This window comes from Stutzerimonas sp. CXK-1 (assembly GCF_057738225.1).
The window spans coordinates 2,448,705-2,465,541 of record NZ_CM173217.1 but is presented as its reverse complement, the minus strand read 5'-3'; the positions used below and the strand labels follow the sequence as shown (position 1 = coordinate 2,465,541).

The 16,837-nt window shown below is 67.9% G+C and carries 18 protein-coding genes; 7 read left to right on the top strand and 11 right to left on the bottom strand.

Going from position 1 to position 16,837, the window contains the following annotated elements:
• Positions 1-6 precede the first annotated feature (6 nt).
• The 7 genes from AC0KXH_RS11475 to AC0KXH_RS11445 are packed head-to-tail and all read left to right on the top strand — an operon-like array spanning position 7 to position 6,593.
• A complete protein-coding gene (locus AC0KXH_RS11475) occupies positions 7-471 on the top strand; it encodes a TadE/TadG family type IV pilus assembly protein (protein ID WP_488223434.1) in 465 nt (154 codons plus the stop codon).
• Positions 471-965: a TadE/TadG family type IV pilus assembly protein gene (locus tag AC0KXH_RS11470; RefSeq protein WP_041104838.1), complete on the top strand. Its 495-nt coding sequence runs from the start codon at positions 471-473 to the stop codon at positions 963-965. The genes AC0KXH_RS11475 and AC0KXH_RS11470 overlap by 1 nt, the downstream gene beginning before the upstream one ends.
• Positions 959-2,176 carry an AAA family ATPase gene (locus AC0KXH_RS11465; RefSeq protein ID WP_200291866.1) on the top strand — a complete coding sequence of 406 codons (1,218 nt, stop codon included), beginning with the start codon at positions 959-961 and terminating at the stop codon, positions 2,174-2,176. Before AC0KXH_RS11470 ends, AC0KXH_RS11465 begins: the two co-directional genes overlap by 7 nt.
• A gap of 3 nt (positions 2,177-2,179) precedes the next feature.
• Complete coding sequence (locus tag AC0KXH_RS11460; RefSeq protein ID WP_041104842.1) at positions 2,180-3,610, top strand: TadA family conjugal transfer-associated ATPase; 1,431 nt, start codon at positions 2,180-2,182, stop codon at positions 3,608-3,610.
• On the top strand, positions 3,607-4,593 hold the full coding sequence (locus AC0KXH_RS11455; protein WP_224110050.1) for a type II secretion system F family protein: 987 nt from the start codon (positions 3,607-3,609) through the stop codon (positions 4,591-4,593). The genes AC0KXH_RS11460 and AC0KXH_RS11455 overlap by 4 nt, the downstream gene beginning before the upstream one ends.
• Before the next feature lie 19 nt (positions 4,594-4,612).
• Complete coding sequence (locus tag AC0KXH_RS11450; RefSeq protein WP_488223433.1) at positions 4,613-5,581, top strand: type II secretion system F family protein; 969 nt, start codon at positions 4,613-4,615, stop codon at positions 5,579-5,581.
• A 1-nt stretch (position 5,582) separates the two neighbouring features.
• Positions 5,583-6,593, top strand: a complete 1,011-nt coding sequence (locus tag AC0KXH_RS11445) for a tetratricopeptide repeat protein (RefSeq protein WP_488223432.1) — start codon at positions 5,583-5,585, stop codon at positions 6,591-6,593.
• Here AC0KXH_RS11445 and AC0KXH_RS11440 read toward each other — a convergent pair.
• The 11 genes from AC0KXH_RS11440 to AC0KXH_RS11390 all read right to left on the bottom strand — a co-directional run bounded on the left by AC0KXH_RS11440 (position 6,587) and on the right by AC0KXH_RS11390 (position 16,836).
• Positions 6,587-7,660 carry an acyltransferase family protein gene (locus AC0KXH_RS11440; protein ID WP_488223431.1) on the bottom strand — a complete coding sequence of 358 codons (1,074 nt, stop codon included), beginning with the start codon at positions 7,658-7,660 and terminating at the stop codon, positions 6,587-6,589. The two genes, AC0KXH_RS11445 and AC0KXH_RS11440, sit on opposite strands and share 7 nt — an antisense overlap.
• Before the next feature lie 14 nt (positions 7,661-7,674).
• Positions 7,675-8,673, bottom strand: coding sequence for a glycosyltransferase (locus AC0KXH_RS11435; RefSeq protein ID WP_278471465.1), 999 nt, complete (start codon positions 8,671-8,673; stop codon positions 7,675-7,677).
• Between the two features lie 56 nt (positions 8,674-8,729).
• Entirely contained in the window at positions 8,730-8,927 is a 198-nt protein-coding gene (locus tag AC0KXH_RS11430; protein WP_200628810.1) for a hypothetical protein, read from the bottom strand.
• A gap of 16 nt (positions 8,928-8,943) precedes the next feature.
• Positions 8,944-9,225, bottom strand: coding sequence for a hypothetical protein (locus AC0KXH_RS11425; RefSeq protein ID WP_061340486.1), 282 nt, complete (start codon positions 9,223-9,225; stop codon positions 8,944-8,946).
• 31 nt (positions 9,226-9,256) lie between these two features.
• On the bottom strand, positions 9,257-10,447 hold the full coding sequence (locus tag AC0KXH_RS11420) for a glycosyltransferase family 4 protein (protein ID WP_043220755.1): 1,191 nt from the start codon (positions 10,445-10,447) through the stop codon (positions 9,257-9,259).
• Positions 10,448-10,538: 91 nt separating this feature from the next.
• Positions 10,539-11,642, bottom strand: coding sequence for a glycosyltransferase family 4 protein (locus tag AC0KXH_RS11415; RefSeq protein ID WP_488223430.1), 1,104 nt, complete (start codon positions 11,640-11,642; stop codon positions 10,539-10,541).
• A 63-nt stretch (positions 11,643-11,705) separates the two neighbouring features.
• Complete coding sequence (locus AC0KXH_RS11410; protein WP_488223429.1) at positions 11,706-13,004, bottom strand: hypothetical protein; 1,299 nt, start codon at positions 13,002-13,004, stop codon at positions 11,706-11,708.
• Positions 13,001-14,302 (bottom strand): hypothetical protein, encoded by a 1,302-nt coding sequence (locus AC0KXH_RS11405; RefSeq protein WP_488223428.1) that lies wholly within the window; start codon positions 14,300-14,302, stop codon positions 13,001-13,003. The genes AC0KXH_RS11410 and AC0KXH_RS11405 overlap by 4 nt, the downstream gene beginning before the upstream one ends.
• The gene (locus AC0KXH_RS11400; protein WP_488223427.1) at positions 14,196-15,500 is read right to left on the bottom strand and encodes a glycosyltransferase family 4 protein; all 1,305 of its coding nucleotides are present in this window, start codon (positions 15,498-15,500) and stop codon (positions 14,196-14,198) included. The genes AC0KXH_RS11405 and AC0KXH_RS11400 overlap by 107 nt, the downstream gene beginning before the upstream one ends.
• 49 nt (positions 15,501-15,549) lie before the next feature.
• Entirely contained in the window at positions 15,550-16,041 is a 492-nt protein-coding gene (gene rfaH / locus AC0KXH_RS11395; RefSeq protein ID WP_043220748.1) for a transcription/translation regulatory transformer protein RfaH, read from the bottom strand.
• Positions 16,042-16,092: 51 nt separating this feature from the next.
• Positions 16,093-16,836 carry a WbqC family protein gene (locus tag AC0KXH_RS11390; RefSeq protein WP_488223426.1) on the bottom strand — a complete coding sequence of 248 codons (744 nt, stop codon included), beginning with the start codon at positions 16,834-16,836 and terminating at the stop codon, positions 16,093-16,095.
• Between the last annotated feature and the right edge of the window lies 1 nt (position 16,837).

Below are 16,837 nucleotides of genomic sequence, written 5' to 3'. Positions count from 1 at the left end.
GGGAGCATGAGAGCGCCTCTTTATCGCTCGCGCAAAAGCCAGCAAGGCCTGGCCATGGTGGAGTTCGCCATTGCCCTGCCGCTGTTGCTGCTGTTGCTGCTGACCGTCGGTGAGCTGGGCCGCCTGCTCTTGCAGTACAACACCCTGGTGCAGGCCAGCCGCGACTCGAGCCGCTACCTCTCGGCGCACGCCTGGAACCGCACCCTCGGCCAGCTGGACCTCAACGCCGAGCTGACCGGGCAAACGCGCAACCTCGCCCTCTATGGCTCGCCCGCGGCCGGCGGCCAGCCCCGGCTCGAGGGGCTCGACGACAGCGCGGTCGAGATTGCCGCGGTGGGCAGCCAGCACGTGCGCGTGACCCTGCGCTACCTCTACCAGCCGGTTATCGGCACCGAGCTGCCGGCACTGATCGGCGAGGCCATTCCGCTGCAGTTGACGCTGCAGGCGAGCACCGTGATGAGGGCTCTGTGATGAACGCCAAACGGATGCGCGGCGCCTACGTCGTGGAGTTCGCCATCGTCGGCCTGCTGCTGTTCGTCACCCTGTTCGGCGTGCTCGAACTGGGGCGCCTGGCCTTTACCGTCAATGCGCTGAACGAGTCGGTCCGCCGCGGTGCGCGACTGGCTGCGGTGTGCGACATCCAGGATGCACGCGTACTGCGTCGGGCGATGTTCAACGAGGCCGACGATGACGGTGCCAGCCGTCTGATCGGCGGCCTGGACGGCTCGCAGCTGAGCCTGGCCTACCTCGACGGCAATGGTGCGGAGATCGCCGGCCCGGGGCTGGCAAGCGGCTTTGCGCAGATCCGCTATGTGCGCCTGCGCATCGAGGGCTTCGTCTTCGACCTGTTGATTCCAGGCATGCAGACGGGGCTCACCCTGCCGGTGTTCGAGTCGATCCTGCCCCGGGAAAGCCTGGGCCGCCAACCCGATCCCAATGAAGTACCGGAGATAACGCCATGCTGAAACTCGTCGACAGCGACGCCCCGACCCGGGCCGAGACGCAGGCCCTGCAACTGCTGTTCTGCGGGCGCGACGCCGATGCGCTCGCCGGTTTCAGGAGCATGGTGCAGGGCCTGCCCGACTACCGTGTGGCGACCCGCCTGGTCAGCAACGGTCATACCGATCCGCTGTACAACGTCGACCCGCTGCCGGACGTGCTGGTGCTGCATCTCAGCCAGCTGTGGCGCGACGAGCTGGGCGCGCTGCTGCAACGCGAGCGTGGCCAGCGCCCCGCACTGTTGATCTGCGGGCCGCTGGACAACCGTGAGGCGGTGCGCCTGGCGATGCAGGCCGGGGCAAGGGATTTTCTCCCCGAGCCGGTCGCGCCGGGCGAGCTGCGCGCGGCGCTGCTGCGGCAGGTGGCCGAGGCACGCAGCAGCGCGACTGAAGGCGGACGGCTGGTGGCGGTGATCAACGCCAAGGGCGGTGCCGGCGCGACGCTGATCGCCTGCAACCTGGCGCACCAGCTCAGCGTGCAGGGTGGCAAAACCCTGCTGCTGGACATGGACCTGCAATTCGGCAGCGTCGCCCACGCGTTCGACGTCAACCCCGCGCACGGCCCGGTGGAGGTCCTGCAGCGCGTCGACAGCCTCGACGGCGTGGCGCTGCACGGCTTCTGCAACCATTTCAGCGCGACGCTGGATGTGCTCGGCGTGCGCACCGGCGAGCTGTGCCTGAGCCAGGACGTGCGCCTGGAGCAGCTCGAAGCGCTGCTCGACCTGGCGCGCACCAGCTATGACTGGACAGTGGTCGACCTGCCGCGGCACATCGACCACCTGACCGGCGTCACCCTGGAAAAGGCCGATCGCATCTACCTGGTGCTGCAGCAGAGCGTCGGCCATCTGAAGGACGCCGCGCGCCTGTGGCGCATCCTGCGCGATGACCTCGGGGTGCAGGCCGGGCGCATCGAGGTGGTGGTCAACCGCTACGAGAAATCCGCGCCGGTCAGCACGCGCGACATCGTCGAGGCCCTGCGCTGCGAACGCGTGCTGACCCTGCCCAACGACTACGCCACCGTCAGCGAATGCCAGAACGCCGGCATTCCGCTGGAGTTGCAGGCGCCGCGCGCCGGCATCACGCGCGGGCTGCGCCAGCTCGGCCAGCAACTGGTCGGCGAGCAGCGGCGCGATCCGGGCCTGTTCAAACGCACCATTGGCCGACTGTTCGGGGGATAGACCATGTTGAGCGAATTTCGCAGCCGCCTGCAGCGCGCACGACCCACGACCGAAGCCGCGGCGACGCCGCCCGAGGCGCTTGTCGCCACGCTTGGCATGCCCTGGGAAGCCGAGGCCCCCGAGGACCGTTACGAGACGCGCAGCCAGCTCGGCGGGCTGGAGTGCGAGTGGCGCGAGCGCATCTACCAGCTGCTGCTGAAGGTCATGGACCTGTCGCTGCTCGACTCGCTGGAGCCGGACGAGGCGAGCCGGCAGATCCGCGACATCTGCCAGCGGCTGCTCGACGAGCAGAACGCGCCGGTCAGCGTGGCGGTGCGCCAGGCGATCATTCGCCAGATCACCGACGAGGTGCTCGGCCTCGGCCCGCTCGAGCCGCTGCTGGCCGACCCGAGCGTGTCGGACATCCTGGTCAACGGCCACGCCTCGGTATACGTCGAGCGCCACGGCAAACTGCAGCGCACCGATGTGCGCTTTCGCGACGACCGGCATCTGCTCAACATCATCGACCGCATCGTGTCCTCGCTGGGCCGGCGCATCGACGAGTCCTCGCCGCTGGTCGACGCCCGGCTGAAGGACGGTTCGCGGGTCAACGCGATCATTCCACCACTGGCCATCGACGGGCCGAGCCTGTCGATCCGCCGCTTCGCCGTCGACCTGCTCAACGCCGATGCGCTGGTGCAGATGGGGACGCTGACGCCGGCCATCGCGCTGGTACTCAAGGCCATCGTGCGCGGCCGGCTCAACGTGCTGGTCTCCGGCGGCACCGGCACCGGCAAGACGACCCTGCTCAACGTGTTGTCGAGCTTCATCGGGCACAACGAGCGGATCGTCACCATCGAGGACTCGGCCGAGCTGCAGTTGCAGCAGCCGCATGTGGTGCGGCTGGAAACGCGCCCGGCGAACATCGAGGGGCGTGGCGAGATCAACCAGCGCGAGCTGGTGCGCAACGCGCTGCGCATGCGCCCGGACCGCATCGTCATCGGCGAGGTGCGCGGCGGCGAGGCGCTGGACATGCTGGCCGCGATGAACACCGGCCACGATGGCTCGCTGACCACGGTGCATGCCAACAGCCCGCGCGATGCGCTGGGCCGCATCGAGAACATGGTGTCGATGACCGGCGCGACCTTTCCGATGAAGGCGCTGCGCCAGCAGATCGCCTCGGCCATCGACGTGGTGGTGCAGCTCGAGCGGCAGGAGGACGGCCGCCGGCGGCTGGTCAGCGTGCAGGAAATCAACGGCATGGAAGGCGACATCATCACCATGACCGAGATCTTCAGTTTCGAGCGCCGCGGCATCGGCGAGGCCGGCGAGGTGCTCGGCGACTATCGCCCGAGCGGCATGGTGCCGGTGTTCCGCGACGGGCTGAGCAAGCGCGGCATCGAGCTGCCGCTGGGCCTGTTCCGGCCGGACTGGATGGAGGCCTTGCAGTCATGAACGCGCTATCCGGCGACTTTCTGCTGATCTTTCTCGGCATGGTGTTTCTGGCGGTATTCCTGCTCAGCCAGGGCCTGACGATCCCGGTGTTCGGTGAAGCGGGGCAGGTGCGCAAGCGGATTCGCCAGCGCCTGCGTCTGCTCGAGCAGAGCGGTGACGGGCAGAGCATGCAGGTGCTGTTGCGGCAGAAGTACCTCAAGCGCCTCTCGCCGCTGGAGGCCTGGCTCGAGCAGCTGCCGGGCATGGAGCGCCTCGGGCGGACCATCGAACAGGCCGGGCGCCGTCACCTGGCGTACCGGGTGGTCCTGCTCGGCCTGCTCCTGGGGCTGGTCACGGCAATGCTGGTGTGGGTGGTGACGAAGCTGGCATGGCTGGCGCTGGGCCTCGGCCTGCTGGCGAGCGGGCTGCCGATCCTGCGCATCGTCAGTGCGCGTGCGCGTCGCTTCGCGCAGTTCGAGGAGGGCCTGCCCGATGCGCTGGACGCCATGTGCCGGGCCATGCGCGCCGGCCACCCGTTCAACGAGACCCTGCGCCTGGTCGCCGAGGAGCAGAAGGGGCCGGTGGCCGAGGAGTTCGATCTGGCCTTTGCCGACATCGCCTACGGCAATGACGTGCGCCGCGCGATGCTCGGGCTGCTCGAGCGCATGCCAAGCATGACGGTCATGCTGCTGGTGACCTCGATCCTGATTCACCGCGACACCGGCGGCAACCTCACCGAGGTGCTCGAGCGCCTGAGCCGGCTGGTGCGCGAGCGCTTCCGCTTCCAGCGCAAGGTGCGCACGCTGTCGGCCGAGGGGCGCATGTCGGCCTGGGTGCTGGTCTCGGTGCCCTTCGTGCTCGCCGCCGGAATCATGCTGACCACGCCCGGCTACCTGCCGATGCTGATCAACGAACCCCTGGGGCGCAAGCTGGCCCTGGCGGCCTTCGTCGGCATGCTGCTGGGGATCTTCTGGATACGCCGGATCGTGCGCATCCAAGTGTAGCGCCTCGAGGAGACGGATCATGGACTATCTGCTGAGCCTGATCGGCGAAACCGTCAAGGACGAGCGCCTGGTGCGCCTGATCTTCAGCGCCGCGGTGGGCGTCAGCCTGGTGCTGGTCATGATCGCCCTGGGGCTGGTGGTCATCGGCTTGCAGGACCCGGTGCGCCGGCGCCTGCACGCCATCGGCCGCGGCCAGGCCGGTGCGGCCGTCGCCAGCCAGCCGCCGGGCGGGGTGCAACTGCTGCTGGCGCGGCTCGGCCAGCGCTTCGTCAGTGGTGACCAGGCGGCGCCGAGTGCGACGCGGCTGCAGCTGATCCAGGCCGGCTACCGTTCGGTGTCCGCGCCGCAGCTCTACTGGGCCTTGCGCCTGCTGCTGCCGCTCGGCCTGGGCAGCGCCGCGGTGCTGTTGCTGCCGCTGCTCAGCGGTCTGGCCCTCAAGCACGTCGCGTTGCTGGCGGCGGTGCTGGCGGGCGTCGGCTGGCTGTTGCCGGCGCTGGTGGTGGAGAAGCGCCGGGCCGCGCGGATCGCCCGGCTGCGCAGGGCATTTCCCGATGCGCTGGACCTGATGGTCGTCTGCGTCGAGTCAGGGCTGGCCTTGCCGCATGCCATCGAGCGCGTGGCCGAGGAACTCTCGGTCAGCCATGGCGAACTGGCCGAGGAGCTGGCGCTGGTCAATGCCGAGATCCGCGCCGGCATCAGCAGTGCCGATGCGCTGCGCAAACTCGCCGAACGGACCGGGCTGGAGGACATCGGCGGGCTGATCAGCCTGCTGGCGCAGAGCATCCGCTTCGGCAGCAGCGTGGCGGACACGCTGCGCATCTATGCCGAGGAGTTTCGTGATCGTCGTACCCAGGCGGCCGAAGAGCAGGCGGCGAAGATCGGCACCAAGCTGGTCTTCCCGCTGATCTTCTGTCTCTGGCCGAGTTTTTTCCTGGTGGCCATCGGGCCGGCCATCGTGGGTGTACTCAAGGCCTTCGGGAGGCTGTGACATGAACAAGCTCGCATTACTGGTGGCGGCGACCGGCGTGCTCGCCGGTTGTCAGAGTTTCGAGCCGACGCAGCAGGGCGTGCGCTCGGTCTACTCGGGTGACAATTCGGTGCTCTATCAGGTGAGAAAGCAGGCCGGCAGCGCCAACCAGGCGATGCTGATGGCCGACGCCGCCTACCGCGCGGGTGATCTCGACCAGGCGCTGTACCTCTACCTGCGTACGCTCGAGCTCGAGCCCAAGCATTACGCCGCACTGGTGGCGATCGGCCGGATCCACCGCGAGCGGGGCAACCTGCAGCTGGCCGAGATGGCCTTGAACGAGGTGCTCGCCGCGACCCCGGATGACATCGAGGCGCTGGCCGAACTGGGTTTGCTGCGCCTCGAACAGCGCGACCTGGGCCAGGCCCGCACCGCGCTCGAGCGGGCGGTGACGCTGGATCAGCAGCGCCTGGGCAAAGCGCTGGGCGCAGGCGCGCTGCAGCCGGGCGAGCTGAGCGTGGACCGCGCTTCGCCGGTGCGCCTGTACAACGCGATGGGGGTGCTGGCGGACCTGGGGTCGTCGTTCGCCGAGGCCGAGGGCTATTACCGCCTGGCCCTGCGGATCGACCCGCGCTCGCCGCTGGTGAACAACAGCCAGGCCTATTCGTACTACCTCGCCGGCCAGTGGGACGCGGCCGAGCGGCTCTACCGCCGCGCCATCGACCTGTCGCCCGGGTATTCGCCGCTGCTACGCAACTTCGGCCTGCTGCTGGCGCGCAGCGGGCGCTACGAGGAAGCGATCGCAGTTTTCGAGCGTGGCGGCAGCCGGGCCCAGGCGAGCAATGACGTGGGCTACATCTGCCTGGTCGAGGGCCGGCTGGACCAGGCCGAGCAGTTCTTTCGCAGCGCGCTGGAGCTATCGCCTTCGCACTACGCCACGGCGGCGGAAAACCTCGAGCGGGTCCGCCAGCTGCGCCTGCTGCGTGAAATGGAACTGCAGCGCGACGGGCTGGCCGCCTCCACGGTTCACTGAACCGCCCGATCGCTGCCGGCCGGCAGCGGTGAGCTGGGCGGGCGGGGCAGGTAGCGCTTGAGCGCCAGGGCGGGCGCTTCGACCAGGTGCCAGGACAGCCAGGCCAGCGCCAGGCTGGCCAGGAGGCTCACGGCGATCATGCTGCCCAGGCCGATCTGCCCCTGCGTCCAGTGCACGATCAGCTGCTGCGTCGGAAAGCTGAAGATGTACAGGCCATAGGAGAAGTCGCCGTGCCGGCCGATGTTCGACAGCACCGGCAGCGGGCGCTGGGCGAGGTAGAGCGTGAGGTAGGGCAGGGTCAGCACCTGCACCGGGTTCCACAGCGTACTGCCGCCGGTGACCAGGCTCAGGACGAGCAGGGGCAGCGCCAGCTTCCAGGTCCAGGGGACTTGCGCGCGATAGAGGTAGAGCGCGGCCCCGGCGAGAAAGAACAGCCCCAGGCGGGTGAACTTGAACAGCACCTCGCTCGTCAGGCCCAGCCGATCGATGGCGAGGAAATGCACGACGAACAGCAGCCCCAGCAGCGGCAGGACTACGCGCCGGCGCAGCAGGCCGAACAGGCCGAGCGTCAGTAGGGTCGCGTACATGCCGACCTCGAATGGCAAGGTCCAGAGCGAACCGTTGACCGTATCGGGAAAGGGGTTGGCGGCGAACACGCCAGGCAGGTGAAAGCGCGTCACCAGCAGCATGTTGGCCAGGTAGCCGGTGGTGAGCTCGTGCCGCAGGTAGTCGCGCAGTGGCAGCTCGGTGGCCAGCGGGCCGACCACCAGCAGGGCGAACAGTGTGGAAACCAGCAGGGCAGGAAAGATCCGCAGCGCGCGTTTGCCGGCGAACTCGATCAGGCTGCGGCTGTGCAGCCAGGACGCGGCAATCAGGTAGCCGCTCATCACGAAGAACACATGCACCGCCACGTCGGCCATGTCGTAGCCGCCGGAAAAGCGTCGGATCGGCTCGCGCTCGGCCTGGCCGGTCAGCCAGTAGCTGTGCCCGATCACCACCATCGAGGCGGCGAGCAGGCGCAGGCAGTCGAAGTTGTTGCCGCCGCGTTGCAGGCTTTTCTCACTCATGGCGCAGGCCTCCCTCAGCGCAGCGGAAAGGTGGTGCTGACGCCCAGCTGGCGCCCTTCGCCGTCACGAATCGCCCGCTCGATCAGTTGCAGCCGCTCGCCGGCGTGGTGGCGATGGGCGACCCAGCGCAACAGCAGCAGGAAGACGGCGCGGTTGAGGCGGTAGAGCCAGGGCGATTCGGCCCAGACGTGGGCGTCGAACCAGGCCTGGTTGCGCGCGCTGTAGTAGGCACGGAAGTCCGAGTCGCCGAGCAGGAAGGCCTCGAAGATGTTGCGGGTGCGCGCCTTGATGTTCCACGACAGCTCCAGCTCGTCGATCAGCGCCTCGCTGAACAGGTACAGCGAGCCGCCGTTGGCACTGATGCGCCGGGTGTACTCGGTGTCGTCGGCATACAGCACCAGTTCGCGCAGCGGTACGCCGATGCGCTGGTAGAGGCTGCGGTGGGCGAGCATGCCGCCATAGGGGGCGAACGGCAGGGCGATTGCCTGTGGCGCGTGCCCGGTCGGCCGGCCCCACGGCAGCCGGCGCCAGAACTTGTAGGGCACCTGCGCGATATGGAAGCCGAAGGCGCTCGAGCGCGGCTGGCGGACGAAGCGCGCCGGTACGCCCTGGGCGATGTCGGCCTGCTGCGTGGGCCGGAAGCCGAGCACCGCGACCTTGTCCAGCCCCTGCGCCTGGCCCAGGCGCGCGAGTTCGCGGTGGAGGATGTCGACCGCGGCGGCGGTTGGCGCGTTGTCGTCATCCATCAGCCAGATGTACTCGGCGCCGCTGGCCAGCGCGGCCTCGATGCCTTCGGCGTAGCCGTTGGCCGAGCCGGTGTTGCGCCCCAGTTCGAGCAGTTCGACGCGCCCGGGCGCGCGCTCGACGAGGCGCGCCAGCGGCGCGGTCGAGGCGTTGCTGACGATCAGCACCCGGTCGATGGCGGCGAAACCCAGCGCGCGCTCGACCAGTTGTTCCAGATAACGCAGGCGGTCGCCGTAGGTGACCGTGACAATGGTGGTGGTGCCTTGCATGACATCCTCGATGGCGGGTGACGCCGTTGACCGCTGTGCCAGGGCCGCCGCGCCGCTCATGACGGCGCGGACTCGCGCGTGGCCTGTGGCGACGGGTCGTCGTCGGGGCGGGCGGGGCTGAGCAACGCGTGGAACACCATGCGTGGCACGACGGGGGGGTGGCCGTCGGCGTCGGCCGGTTCGTGGAATATTTCGACATAGGAGTAGCCGTCGGCCAGGATCGTCGAGGCTTTGGGCGCGCGATCGTTGCTCATGGTTTGGTCTCGCGGATCAGAACGAATACCGGCGCGTATCCACCGGCCTGGGCAGTACCTGCTCGGCGGTCGGTTCGGCGATCACCCGCTGCGTCGGCTGTGGCGGCTGAACGGTTCTTGGTTGCCCGGCCGCGGGCTGGCAACTGGGCGGCGGGGCGCCCAGGTAGCGCGCCGTGGCCGGCGCTGCCTGCAGGCAGGGTGCGGTGGGCGGTGGCGGATCGGCCAGGGCGAACTGGCCGAACAGAAGTCCGATGGCGATCAGCCCGACGGGCCGGGTTCGTTGCGATATGCGGTTCATCCTTGAGTCCTCCCATGCTGTGCCCGATCCGTCAGGCGTGTCTGGCAGCGCTATAGATCGGGGAGACCAGGCGGCTGGCGCTCCCCGTTTGAACATCCTGCAGAGATGCCTCGCGCAGACGCATCTCGACGAACAGGCGGATTTCTTCCTTGAAGCGCTCGGCGGCGAAACGCTCGGCACTGCGTCGGCAGGCCTGCGGCGTGATCCGGCCCTGCTCGCGCTCGAACAGCTCGACCCCGGCGATGATCGAGGCCTGGCTCTGCTCGGCGTAGAACACCCCGGTCGGCTGCTCGTGCTCGAGCCCGCGCACGGTTTCCAGCACGCCCCCGCGGGCAAAGGCGATCACCGGGGTGCCGCAGGCCTGTGCCTCGATGGGGGCGATGCCGAAGTCCTCTTCGGCGGCGAAGACAAAGGCGCGCGCACGCTGCATGTGGTCGAGCAACACCTCGAACGGCTGGTAGCCCAGCAACGTCACGTTGGGCCCGGCTGCCGCGCGGGCCCGCTCCAGCTCCGGGCCGGCACCGATCACCACCAGGCGTTTGTCGGGCATCGCCGCGAAGGCTTCGACGATCAGCGGAATCTTCTTGTAGGGCACCATGCGCGAGGCGGTCAGGTAGAAGTCTTCCTTGGCTTCATGCAGTGCGAAGGCGCTGGTATCGACCGGCGGGTAGATCACCGTGGAGCTGCGCCGGTAGCTCTTGTTGATGCGCCGGGCGATGAAATGCGAGTTGGCGATGAATTCGTCGACACCACTGGCGGTGCGCTGGTCCCACAGGCGCATGTAGTGCAGCAGGGTGCGCGCCAGCTTGGCCTTCAGGCCGCGCTCCAGGTGGGCCTCGTGCAGGTACTGGTGCTGCAGGTCCCAGGCGTAGCGGATCGGCGAATGCACGTAGCTGATGTGCAGCTGGTTCGGCCCGGTGAGCACGCCCTTGGCCACGGCATGGCTGCTGGAGATCACCAGGTCGTAGGGCGACATGTCCAGCTGTTCGATGGCCAGCGGCATCAGCGGCAGGTACTTCTGGTAATGCGTGCGCGCCTTCGGCAACTGCTGGATGAAGCTGGTGGTGGCGCGCTTGCCGCCCAGGCGCGCGCGGTCCTCGTCGGAGAGAAAGTCGATCACGGCGAACAGATCGGCCTCGGGAAACACTTCGAGCAGCGCTTGCAGTACCCGCTCGGCACCGGCAAAGGTCACCAGCCAGTCGTGGATGATCGCTATTTTCATGGGCAGGTCCTGGTGGGTGGCTGTTGGACGCACGGCAAGGGGCGGTGCGGCGTGCTTGCGCTCGCCGCACCACGCTGCCGGGCGCGGACGGTCAGTGGCGGGTGGCGCTCAGGCCTACCAGCTGGCGGGGGCTGCGCTTGCCGGTCAGCACCTGGTCGATCAGGTCGGAAACCTTCAGCGCCGAGCTCTTCCAGGCGAAGCGGGCAACGTTGGCACGCCCCAGTACGCGCAGGTCGTTGCGCAGCTCGGCGTTCTCCAGGATGCGACGCATGGCCAGGGCCATCGAGCTCAGGTTCAGCGGGTCGAAATACAGCGCGCTGCGGCCAAGCACTTCGGGGATCGACGCGCTGTTGGCGGCGATCACCGGGCAGTCGCAGGCCTGTGCTTCGAGCGGCGGTATGCCGAAACCCTCGTACAGCGAAGGGAAGACGAATGCGGTCGCGCCCTGGTACTGCTCGACCAGCTCCTCATCGGTCAGCCGGCCGAGCAGGCGGATGCGTGGATGCTGCGTCAGGTCGGCGTTCAGGCCGGCAAACACGCCATGGGCGTCGCCGACGATGTGCAATTGCACATCGTCGAAGCCCTGCAGGCTGAGAAACGCGTTGACCATGCGTGCGAAGTTCTTGTGCGCGTTGTGCGAGGACACGGCCAGCAGGTAGGGCGTGGGTTCGTGGCAGCCACTGGCACAGAACGGCCGGAAGGCCTCGGCCACGGCGTTGGGCACGATGCTGATCTTGTCGAACGGGTAGCCGTAGTGGGCGCTGATCTCCTCGCGGGAGAACTCGCTGACGGTCATCAGCGCGCGGGTGCGCCGCAGCAGCAGCGGCATGATGTTGCAGTAGAGCAGGCGAAAGGCGCGCGAGTAGCTCTCCGGGTAGCGCACGTAGGTGATGTCGTGGTGCGTGACGATCTGGTTGGCATAGGCCAGCGGCGCGGTGTTGCACAGCGAGACCAGGGGCGGGCGGCCGTTGCGCAACAGCCACAACGGCAGGTCGAGCTGTTCCCAGAGGTGGCCGCGGTTGTGGCCGATGACGCGGGCGTTGAGCCGCTCGGCGGTCTCGTGCCGGGTGATGTTGGCCGGCGTGACGAATACCAGGTCGTCACGCAGGCTGGCGAGCTCCAGGCTGATCTGTTCGGCGAAGCGTTGCACCCCGCGGGTCTGCTGGGTGAGAAAACGCGCGTTGATGACGATCATCTCGTCTACTCCCTGTCGTTTTTTATGGTGGCGGCACGTCCCTGTGCCACCTCCATACCGGTCCTATTCGCCGCCTTCCGCTAGCGGATTCAGGCTGAACACCTTCGGAAAGGCGCCGAGCTCGACCTTGACCGAGCAGGCGCCGCCGTCCGCTGGGCAGTTCCATTGCGCCTGCCCGCTGTGGCGGCCGAGCAGCGGCTGCGCGGTGTCGATCAGTTGCAACCGTCCGCGGCGTGCCGCCGGCGCTTCGAGCAACAGGCTGGTAGGCTCACCGGCGCTCCAGCCGACCAGCACCTCGTCACCCTCGTGGCGGAAGCGCAGCAGAAACACGTCCCGGCTGCGGCGCCGCTCCTGGCCGAGGTATTCGTAGTCGCGCACGATGGGGCTGATGGCGGTGAGCACGCGGTAGGCCGGCTTGGGCTGGTAGTCGTGGCGCAACAGGCCGAAGTTGTGCTCGCGCTCGCGGCGGTCGGTGCCGTCGTTGCGCAGGTCGTACCACCACATGCCGCGGATGCTCGGCAGCGTGCGCGCGAGGAAGAAGCTGCGCGCCAGGTAGGCTGCCTGGGTCTGTTCGTCAACGCCGCAGGCACCCTGGTGCGACGGCCAGGCCATCTCGGTGAGGTACAGCGGCACCGGCCGGCCGGCGGCGAGGGTCAGCTCGCGGTCGACGTCGTCGAGCCAGTCGATCCAGGCCTCTGGCGTGTTGCGCCCACGGCCGCGGCAGTGCACGTAGGGATGCAGCGACAGCCCGTCCACGCTGTTGAGCACACCGTTGTCGATCAGGCGGCGGGCAAAGCCGCTTTCGATGCCCTGGCTGGTGACCGCGCCGGCCAGCACTCTGGCCTGTGGATCACGCTCGCGGATGATGCCGGCAGCATCGGCGACGAGCCGCGCATAGTCCTCGGTGAAGGCGGGGCTGACCGGGTCTTCGACGTCCCATTCGTTCCACACCTCGTAGAAGCTCACCTGCCCCTTGAGCGCCTCGCCGACGAAGCCCACGTAACGATTGAACGCGGCGCGCACCGGTTCGCTGCGTGGCTTCTGGCCCTCGGCATGAAAGGAATTGCCATAGCCGAGGATGAACAGGCTCTGCAGCCCGCTGGCCTGGGTGTCTTCGAGGTAGCGATACCAGTGGCGCTCGATTTCCAGTTGGTCGCGCTGGCGCTCGACGAACGCCCAGTGCGCATCGGTGCGCACCGACTCGATGCCGGCGCGCTGCATCAGGCGGTTGGCCGGGCTGTCCGGCTGGCCACGGTGCAACTCGTGCGAACAGACGCCGACGATGAAGGCGTCCTGCGCCAGCGCCATCGGCGCCAGGCTCAGCGCGGCTGCCAGCAACAGCGGGTTGAACCGGGTGCTCATGAGCGCTCTCCCTGCCACTGCGCCGCGGCCGGCAGCGTCCCCAGGCGCAGCCCTGTGCGGGTGGGGGCCAAGGCATGCGCGGCGGCGAGCCCGAGGAACAGGGTGGCGACCGTGACTTCAGGGATGTCGGTGGCCCAGCCGATCAGGCATACGCAATAGGCGCAGCCAAGCAGCGCATTGCGCAGCCGTGTATCGCGCGCCTGCAGGCGTAGCAGCAGGCCGAACTGCAGCAGGTACAGGCCGATGCCGAACACCCCGAGCATGCCCCAGAGGTAGAGCGCGGTATTGTCGGCGATTGCCAGCAGCTCGATGCCGGGAATGGGAAAGGTCGCCGCGCCACTGCCGACCGCGCCGAAGCCTGCGCCCAGCCAGCCCCAGCCCGAGCCGACCAGCTCGGCGATGAAGTTCGGCCAGCTGTTGACCAGCCGATCGGCAAAGGAAGCCAGCATGCTGCGACTGGCGGCCGTATGGGGTTCAAGGTTCAGCACCAGGCTGGCGAACGGCAGGGCGATACCGCCGAGCACGGCGAACAGAAAGGCCGAGGCGCTGGCGAAGCGATAGGCGGCGATCACCAGCATCAGCAGGGTCAGCACATAGGCCGCCATGGTCGATTTGTTGGTGCTCAGCACGATTGCCGCCAGCGAAGCCGCATAAAGCAGCAGCCGCGCCAGCCGTGAGCGGGTGAAGGCGGCGAGGAACAGGCTGTACATGGCGATCATGACCGACAGGCTGGTGGACATCCTGGCGAAACCGCCGATCCGGTCGATGTCCTCCATGCCCCAGGAACGGTTGCCGCTCAGCTCGACATTACCCAGCAGGTAGCTGTAGCCCTTCCAGGGCACGCTGGTGAACAGATCGAGCGCGATGCCGACGAACGAGGCCAGCAGGCAGAAGCCGATCACCCGCACCAGCAGCTTCAGGCGTGTCTCGAGGTGGCGCCCGCAGAACAGGCCGAACAGCAGCGGCAGGTACATGAACAGGGCGAAACCCAGGTTGCGGATGTCCGCCCCGTGCAGCATGGCCAGCTGCGTCGAGAGCAGCAGGCCAAGCAGCGCCAGCCACAGCAACGGGTTGGCCCGGTAGCTCGGCAGCTCGACGGCGATGGCCGCCAGGCAGGCGAGCTTGGGCAGGTACAACAGCCAGGACACCCCGGCCATGTCCAGGTAGTAACGCAGCGCGCCGGAAAAGGTTTCAGTCAGCAGCAACGACGCAGCGATCAAGGTGTACAGGCTCGACTTGTCGAACGCCAGCGGGTTCGGCTGGGCTGGGCTGTGGCTCAGTGGAGGGCTCTGATTCATGGCGGGCACTCGTTCCTTGAAGTGTGCGCAGCAGGATGTCTTGGTACTCGTCGAGCATGCGTTCGGTGTCCAGCAGCGGCAGCACGCTCTCGCGCGCCTGGCTGGCCAGCCGCGCCCGCAAGTCGGCGTCGAGGTACAGCCAGAGCATGGCGATGGCCAGCGAGTTGGGTTCGTCCGGGTCGCAGAGCAGCCCGTTGAGCTGATCGACGACGATCTCCGGCAGGCCGCCGCGCCGCGTGGCGATCACCGGCACGCCACTGGCGCAGGCCTCCACGGCGACCAGCCCGAAGGGTTCTTCCCACAGCGAAGGCACCACCAGCACGTCGATGCCCTGCAGGAAGCTGGCGCTGTCGCGATAGCCGACGAAGCTCACCTTGGCCGGATCGGCGAGCGCCTTGAGCTCGGCTTCGTAGTCGAGCTTGCCGCGCCCGGCGATCACCAGGCGCGCGTCGATACCCAGCTCGTTGAACTGTTGCAGCAGCCAGCCGACACCCTTGTTCGGCGACAGGGTGCCGATGTAGCCGAAACGCAACGGGCCGTCGGCGCGCGGTTCGCTGGCCACGACGGCCGGCGGCCGGGCGCGGTTGTGCACCACGTGGCGCTGCGCGTTCTCGAAATAGCCGTGCGCGCAGACCCGCTCGAGCAGCGCCTGGCTGACCGCGATCACCGCGGCCACCTGGGCCGAGGCCTGCATGTGGCCCAGGCGCAGCGCCCTGCAGGTCAGGCACTGGCGGGCACAGGAGTGGCCGTTGGCGAACATGGTGTCCTTCGGGCAGAGCAGGTAGTGATCGTGCAGCACCTGGACGATCGGCAGGCCCGCGGCGCTGATCTCGTCCCAGGCCGACACCGACCAGCCGGTGAGGTTGTTGCTGAGCACGATGTCCGGCCGCTCCAGTTCGAGCACCTGGCGCAGGTGCTGGCGCATGCGCGAGTTGTAGCGGTCCAGGTAGTGCCAGCGCAGCCGGGCAAGACGGTTGGGGCGCTTCTGCGTGTAGTGCCAGTAGAGGTTCTCCAGGCCGGCGCGGTAGACGCGCACGTCGCCCTCGGTGCCCGCGTGCAACCCCGGTGTCGGGCAGGTCGCCAGCACGCAGACACCGCAGCCCCGGCGCTGCAGGCCCTCGGCCAGCTGGCGCACCACGATTTCGGCGCCGCCGCCGATGTGCGGGGCATAAAGCGTATTGAGAATGAGGATTTTCATGTCGCGCTACTCATGGTGCGCCAGGGGCCGGCGTGCGAGGGCAGCCGGGCTAGGCGCTCGAATGCAGGAAATGGTTGGGCACGCGGACTTTCTGTTGTCGTTGCAGCAGATTCAGCAGGATCACCGAACGCTGCTCACCGTCGGGGGCGACGAAGATCGCTTCGAGGTCGTGAAAGCTGTCGCCGCTGACCTGTACGCGATCGCCGGCCTTGAACGCCGCCGGGGTGCGTTGCCGTGCATGCCGCTCGACGCGCTCGCGCAGCTCGCCGATCAGCGCATCCTGCACCGGGGTCGGCTGGCCGCCGAACGCGACGATCCGCGCAACGCCGCGCGTGGAGCGGATCGGATACCAGTTGTCCTGCAGGTGATCGAGACGGATGAACAGATAGCCGGGAAACAGCGGCTCGCTGCTGCCCTGGCCACGCTCGATGAGCGGTCGGTAGCACTCGAATGCCTGGCGCTGGAGGTTTTCCTCGGCGCGAGCCTCCTGTCGCGGCCTGGTCTGCACCAGATACCAGCGGGGTTGTGCGGTGGCGGTCATGGTCGTCCTTCTCCGTGTGATACGGCGTCCTTGCCTTGACGTTGGCAACATTCAGGCCACGCGGCCCTCCGGTTCGGTCTCGCGCCCTTCGAGCGCGGTAAAGCGGGGTAACAGCCGCTGGATCTCCTGGCGGCTGTTGAACATCAGCACATCGATGATCGACAGCGCCGGCACGAACGGATGGCCCAGCTGCGGGTAGGTGATGTCGTCCATCTTCAGAAAGCGCAGCAGCAGGCCGTGCCGGCGAAAATGGGCGGGGCTGTACAGCTCCATCCCGCCGATCGGGTTCAGGTAGAGGTCGCCGCGAAGGCGATGCATGAGCTGCACGACGCGGTCCTGCTTGTCGGTCGGTGGCGGCAGGTCGAATTCCGATGCGCGATGGATCGGCGTGCGGATGTCCAGGTAGCGGCAGATCTCGCGGATCGAGTTTTCCGCGAACAGCGCCAGGTTGGGTTCGGTGAAGGCCAGTATCCGCTCGACCTGTTCGACCACCGCATCGCGGTGCGGCGCGCGCGCGTAGGCATTGCGCAGCAGGCGCAGAAAGCTCGCCGCTTCATGCGCGAAGTGCTCGCTCAGATAACGCTCGTTGATCGGCGTTTCGATGCTGGCCTTCTGCAGGCCGAAGCTGAACAGCTTGGGTTGGCCCTGGCAGAGCACCCGGTTGCGATTGACCCACGAGCCCTTGGAATACTGCAGGTTGTCGCCGAGCACGAAGGCGTCGGAGGCGGCGATCAACTGAAAGTAGCCGAGGTAAGGGAACAGGTACGGCTGCATCATTCCGATGGTTCTGAACATG

What these genes read in the sequence shown, in the direction of transcription:
- AC0KXH_RS11425 (WP_061340486.1), bottom strand. Translation starts at nt 9,225, where the DNA reads ATGAACCGCATATCGCAACGAACCCGGCCCGTCGGGCTGATCGCCATC.
- AC0KXH_RS11470 (WP_041104838.1), top strand. Translation starts at nt 471, where the DNA reads ATGAACGCCAAACGGATGCGCGGCGCCTACGTCGTGGAGTTCGCCATC.
- AC0KXH_RS11455 (WP_224110050.1), top strand. Translation starts at nt 3,607, where the DNA reads ATGAACGCGCTATCCGGCGACTTTCTGCTGATCTTTCTCGGCATGGTG.
- rfaH (WP_043220748.1), bottom strand. Translation starts at nt 16,041, where the DNA reads ATGACCGCCACCGCACAACCCCGCTGGTATCTGGTGCAGACCAGGCCG.
- AC0KXH_RS11420 (WP_043220755.1), bottom strand. Translation starts at nt 10,447, where the DNA reads ATGAAAATAGCGATCATCCACGACTGGCTGGTGACCTTTGCCGGTGCC.
- AC0KXH_RS11445 (WP_488223432.1), top strand. Translation starts at nt 5,583, where the DNA reads ATGAACAAGCTCGCATTACTGGTGGCGGCGACCGGCGTGCTCGCCGGT.
- AC0KXH_RS11415 (WP_488223430.1), bottom strand. Translation starts at nt 11,642, where the DNA reads ATGATCGTCATCAACGCGCGTTTTCTCACCCAGCAGACCCGCGGGGTG.
- AC0KXH_RS11390 (WP_488223426.1), bottom strand. Translation starts at nt 16,836, where the DNA reads ATGTTCAGAACCATCGGAATGATGCAGCCGTACCTGTTCCCTTACCTC.
- AC0KXH_RS11405 (WP_488223428.1), bottom strand. Translation starts at nt 14,302, where the DNA reads ATGAATCAGAGCCCTCCACTGAGCCACAGCCCAGCCCAGCCGAACCCG.
- AC0KXH_RS11475 (WP_488223434.1), top strand. Translation starts at nt 7, where the DNA reads ATGAGAGCGCCTCTTTATCGCTCGCGCAAAAGCCAGCAAGGCCTGGCC.
- AC0KXH_RS11460 (WP_041104842.1), top strand. Translation starts at nt 2,180, where the DNA reads ATGTTGAGCGAATTTCGCAGCCGCCTGCAGCGCGCACGACCCACGACC.
- AC0KXH_RS11465 (WP_200291866.1), top strand. Translation starts at nt 959, where the DNA reads ATGCTGAAACTCGTCGACAGCGACGCCCCGACCCGGGCCGAGACGCAG.
- AC0KXH_RS11435 (WP_278471465.1), bottom strand. Translation starts at nt 8,673, where the DNA reads ATGCAAGGCACCACCACCATTGTCACGGTCACCTACGGCGACCGCCTG.
- AC0KXH_RS11430 (WP_200628810.1), bottom strand. Translation starts at nt 8,927, where the DNA reads ATGAGCAACGATCGCGCGCCCAAAGCCTCGACGATCCTGGCCGACGGC.
- AC0KXH_RS11450 (WP_488223433.1), top strand. Translation starts at nt 4,613, where the DNA reads ATGGACTATCTGCTGAGCCTGATCGGCGAAACCGTCAAGGACGAGCGC.
- AC0KXH_RS11400 (WP_488223427.1), bottom strand. Translation starts at nt 15,500, where the DNA reads ATGAAAATCCTCATTCTCAATACGCTTTATGCCCCGCACATCGGCGGC.
- AC0KXH_RS11440 (WP_488223431.1), bottom strand. Translation starts at nt 7,660, where the DNA reads ATGAGTGAGAAAAGCCTGCAACGCGGCGGCAACAACTTCGACTGCCTG.
- AC0KXH_RS11410 (WP_488223429.1), bottom strand. Translation starts at nt 13,004, where the DNA reads ATGAGCACCCGGTTCAACCCGCTGTTGCTGGCAGCCGCGCTGAGCCTG.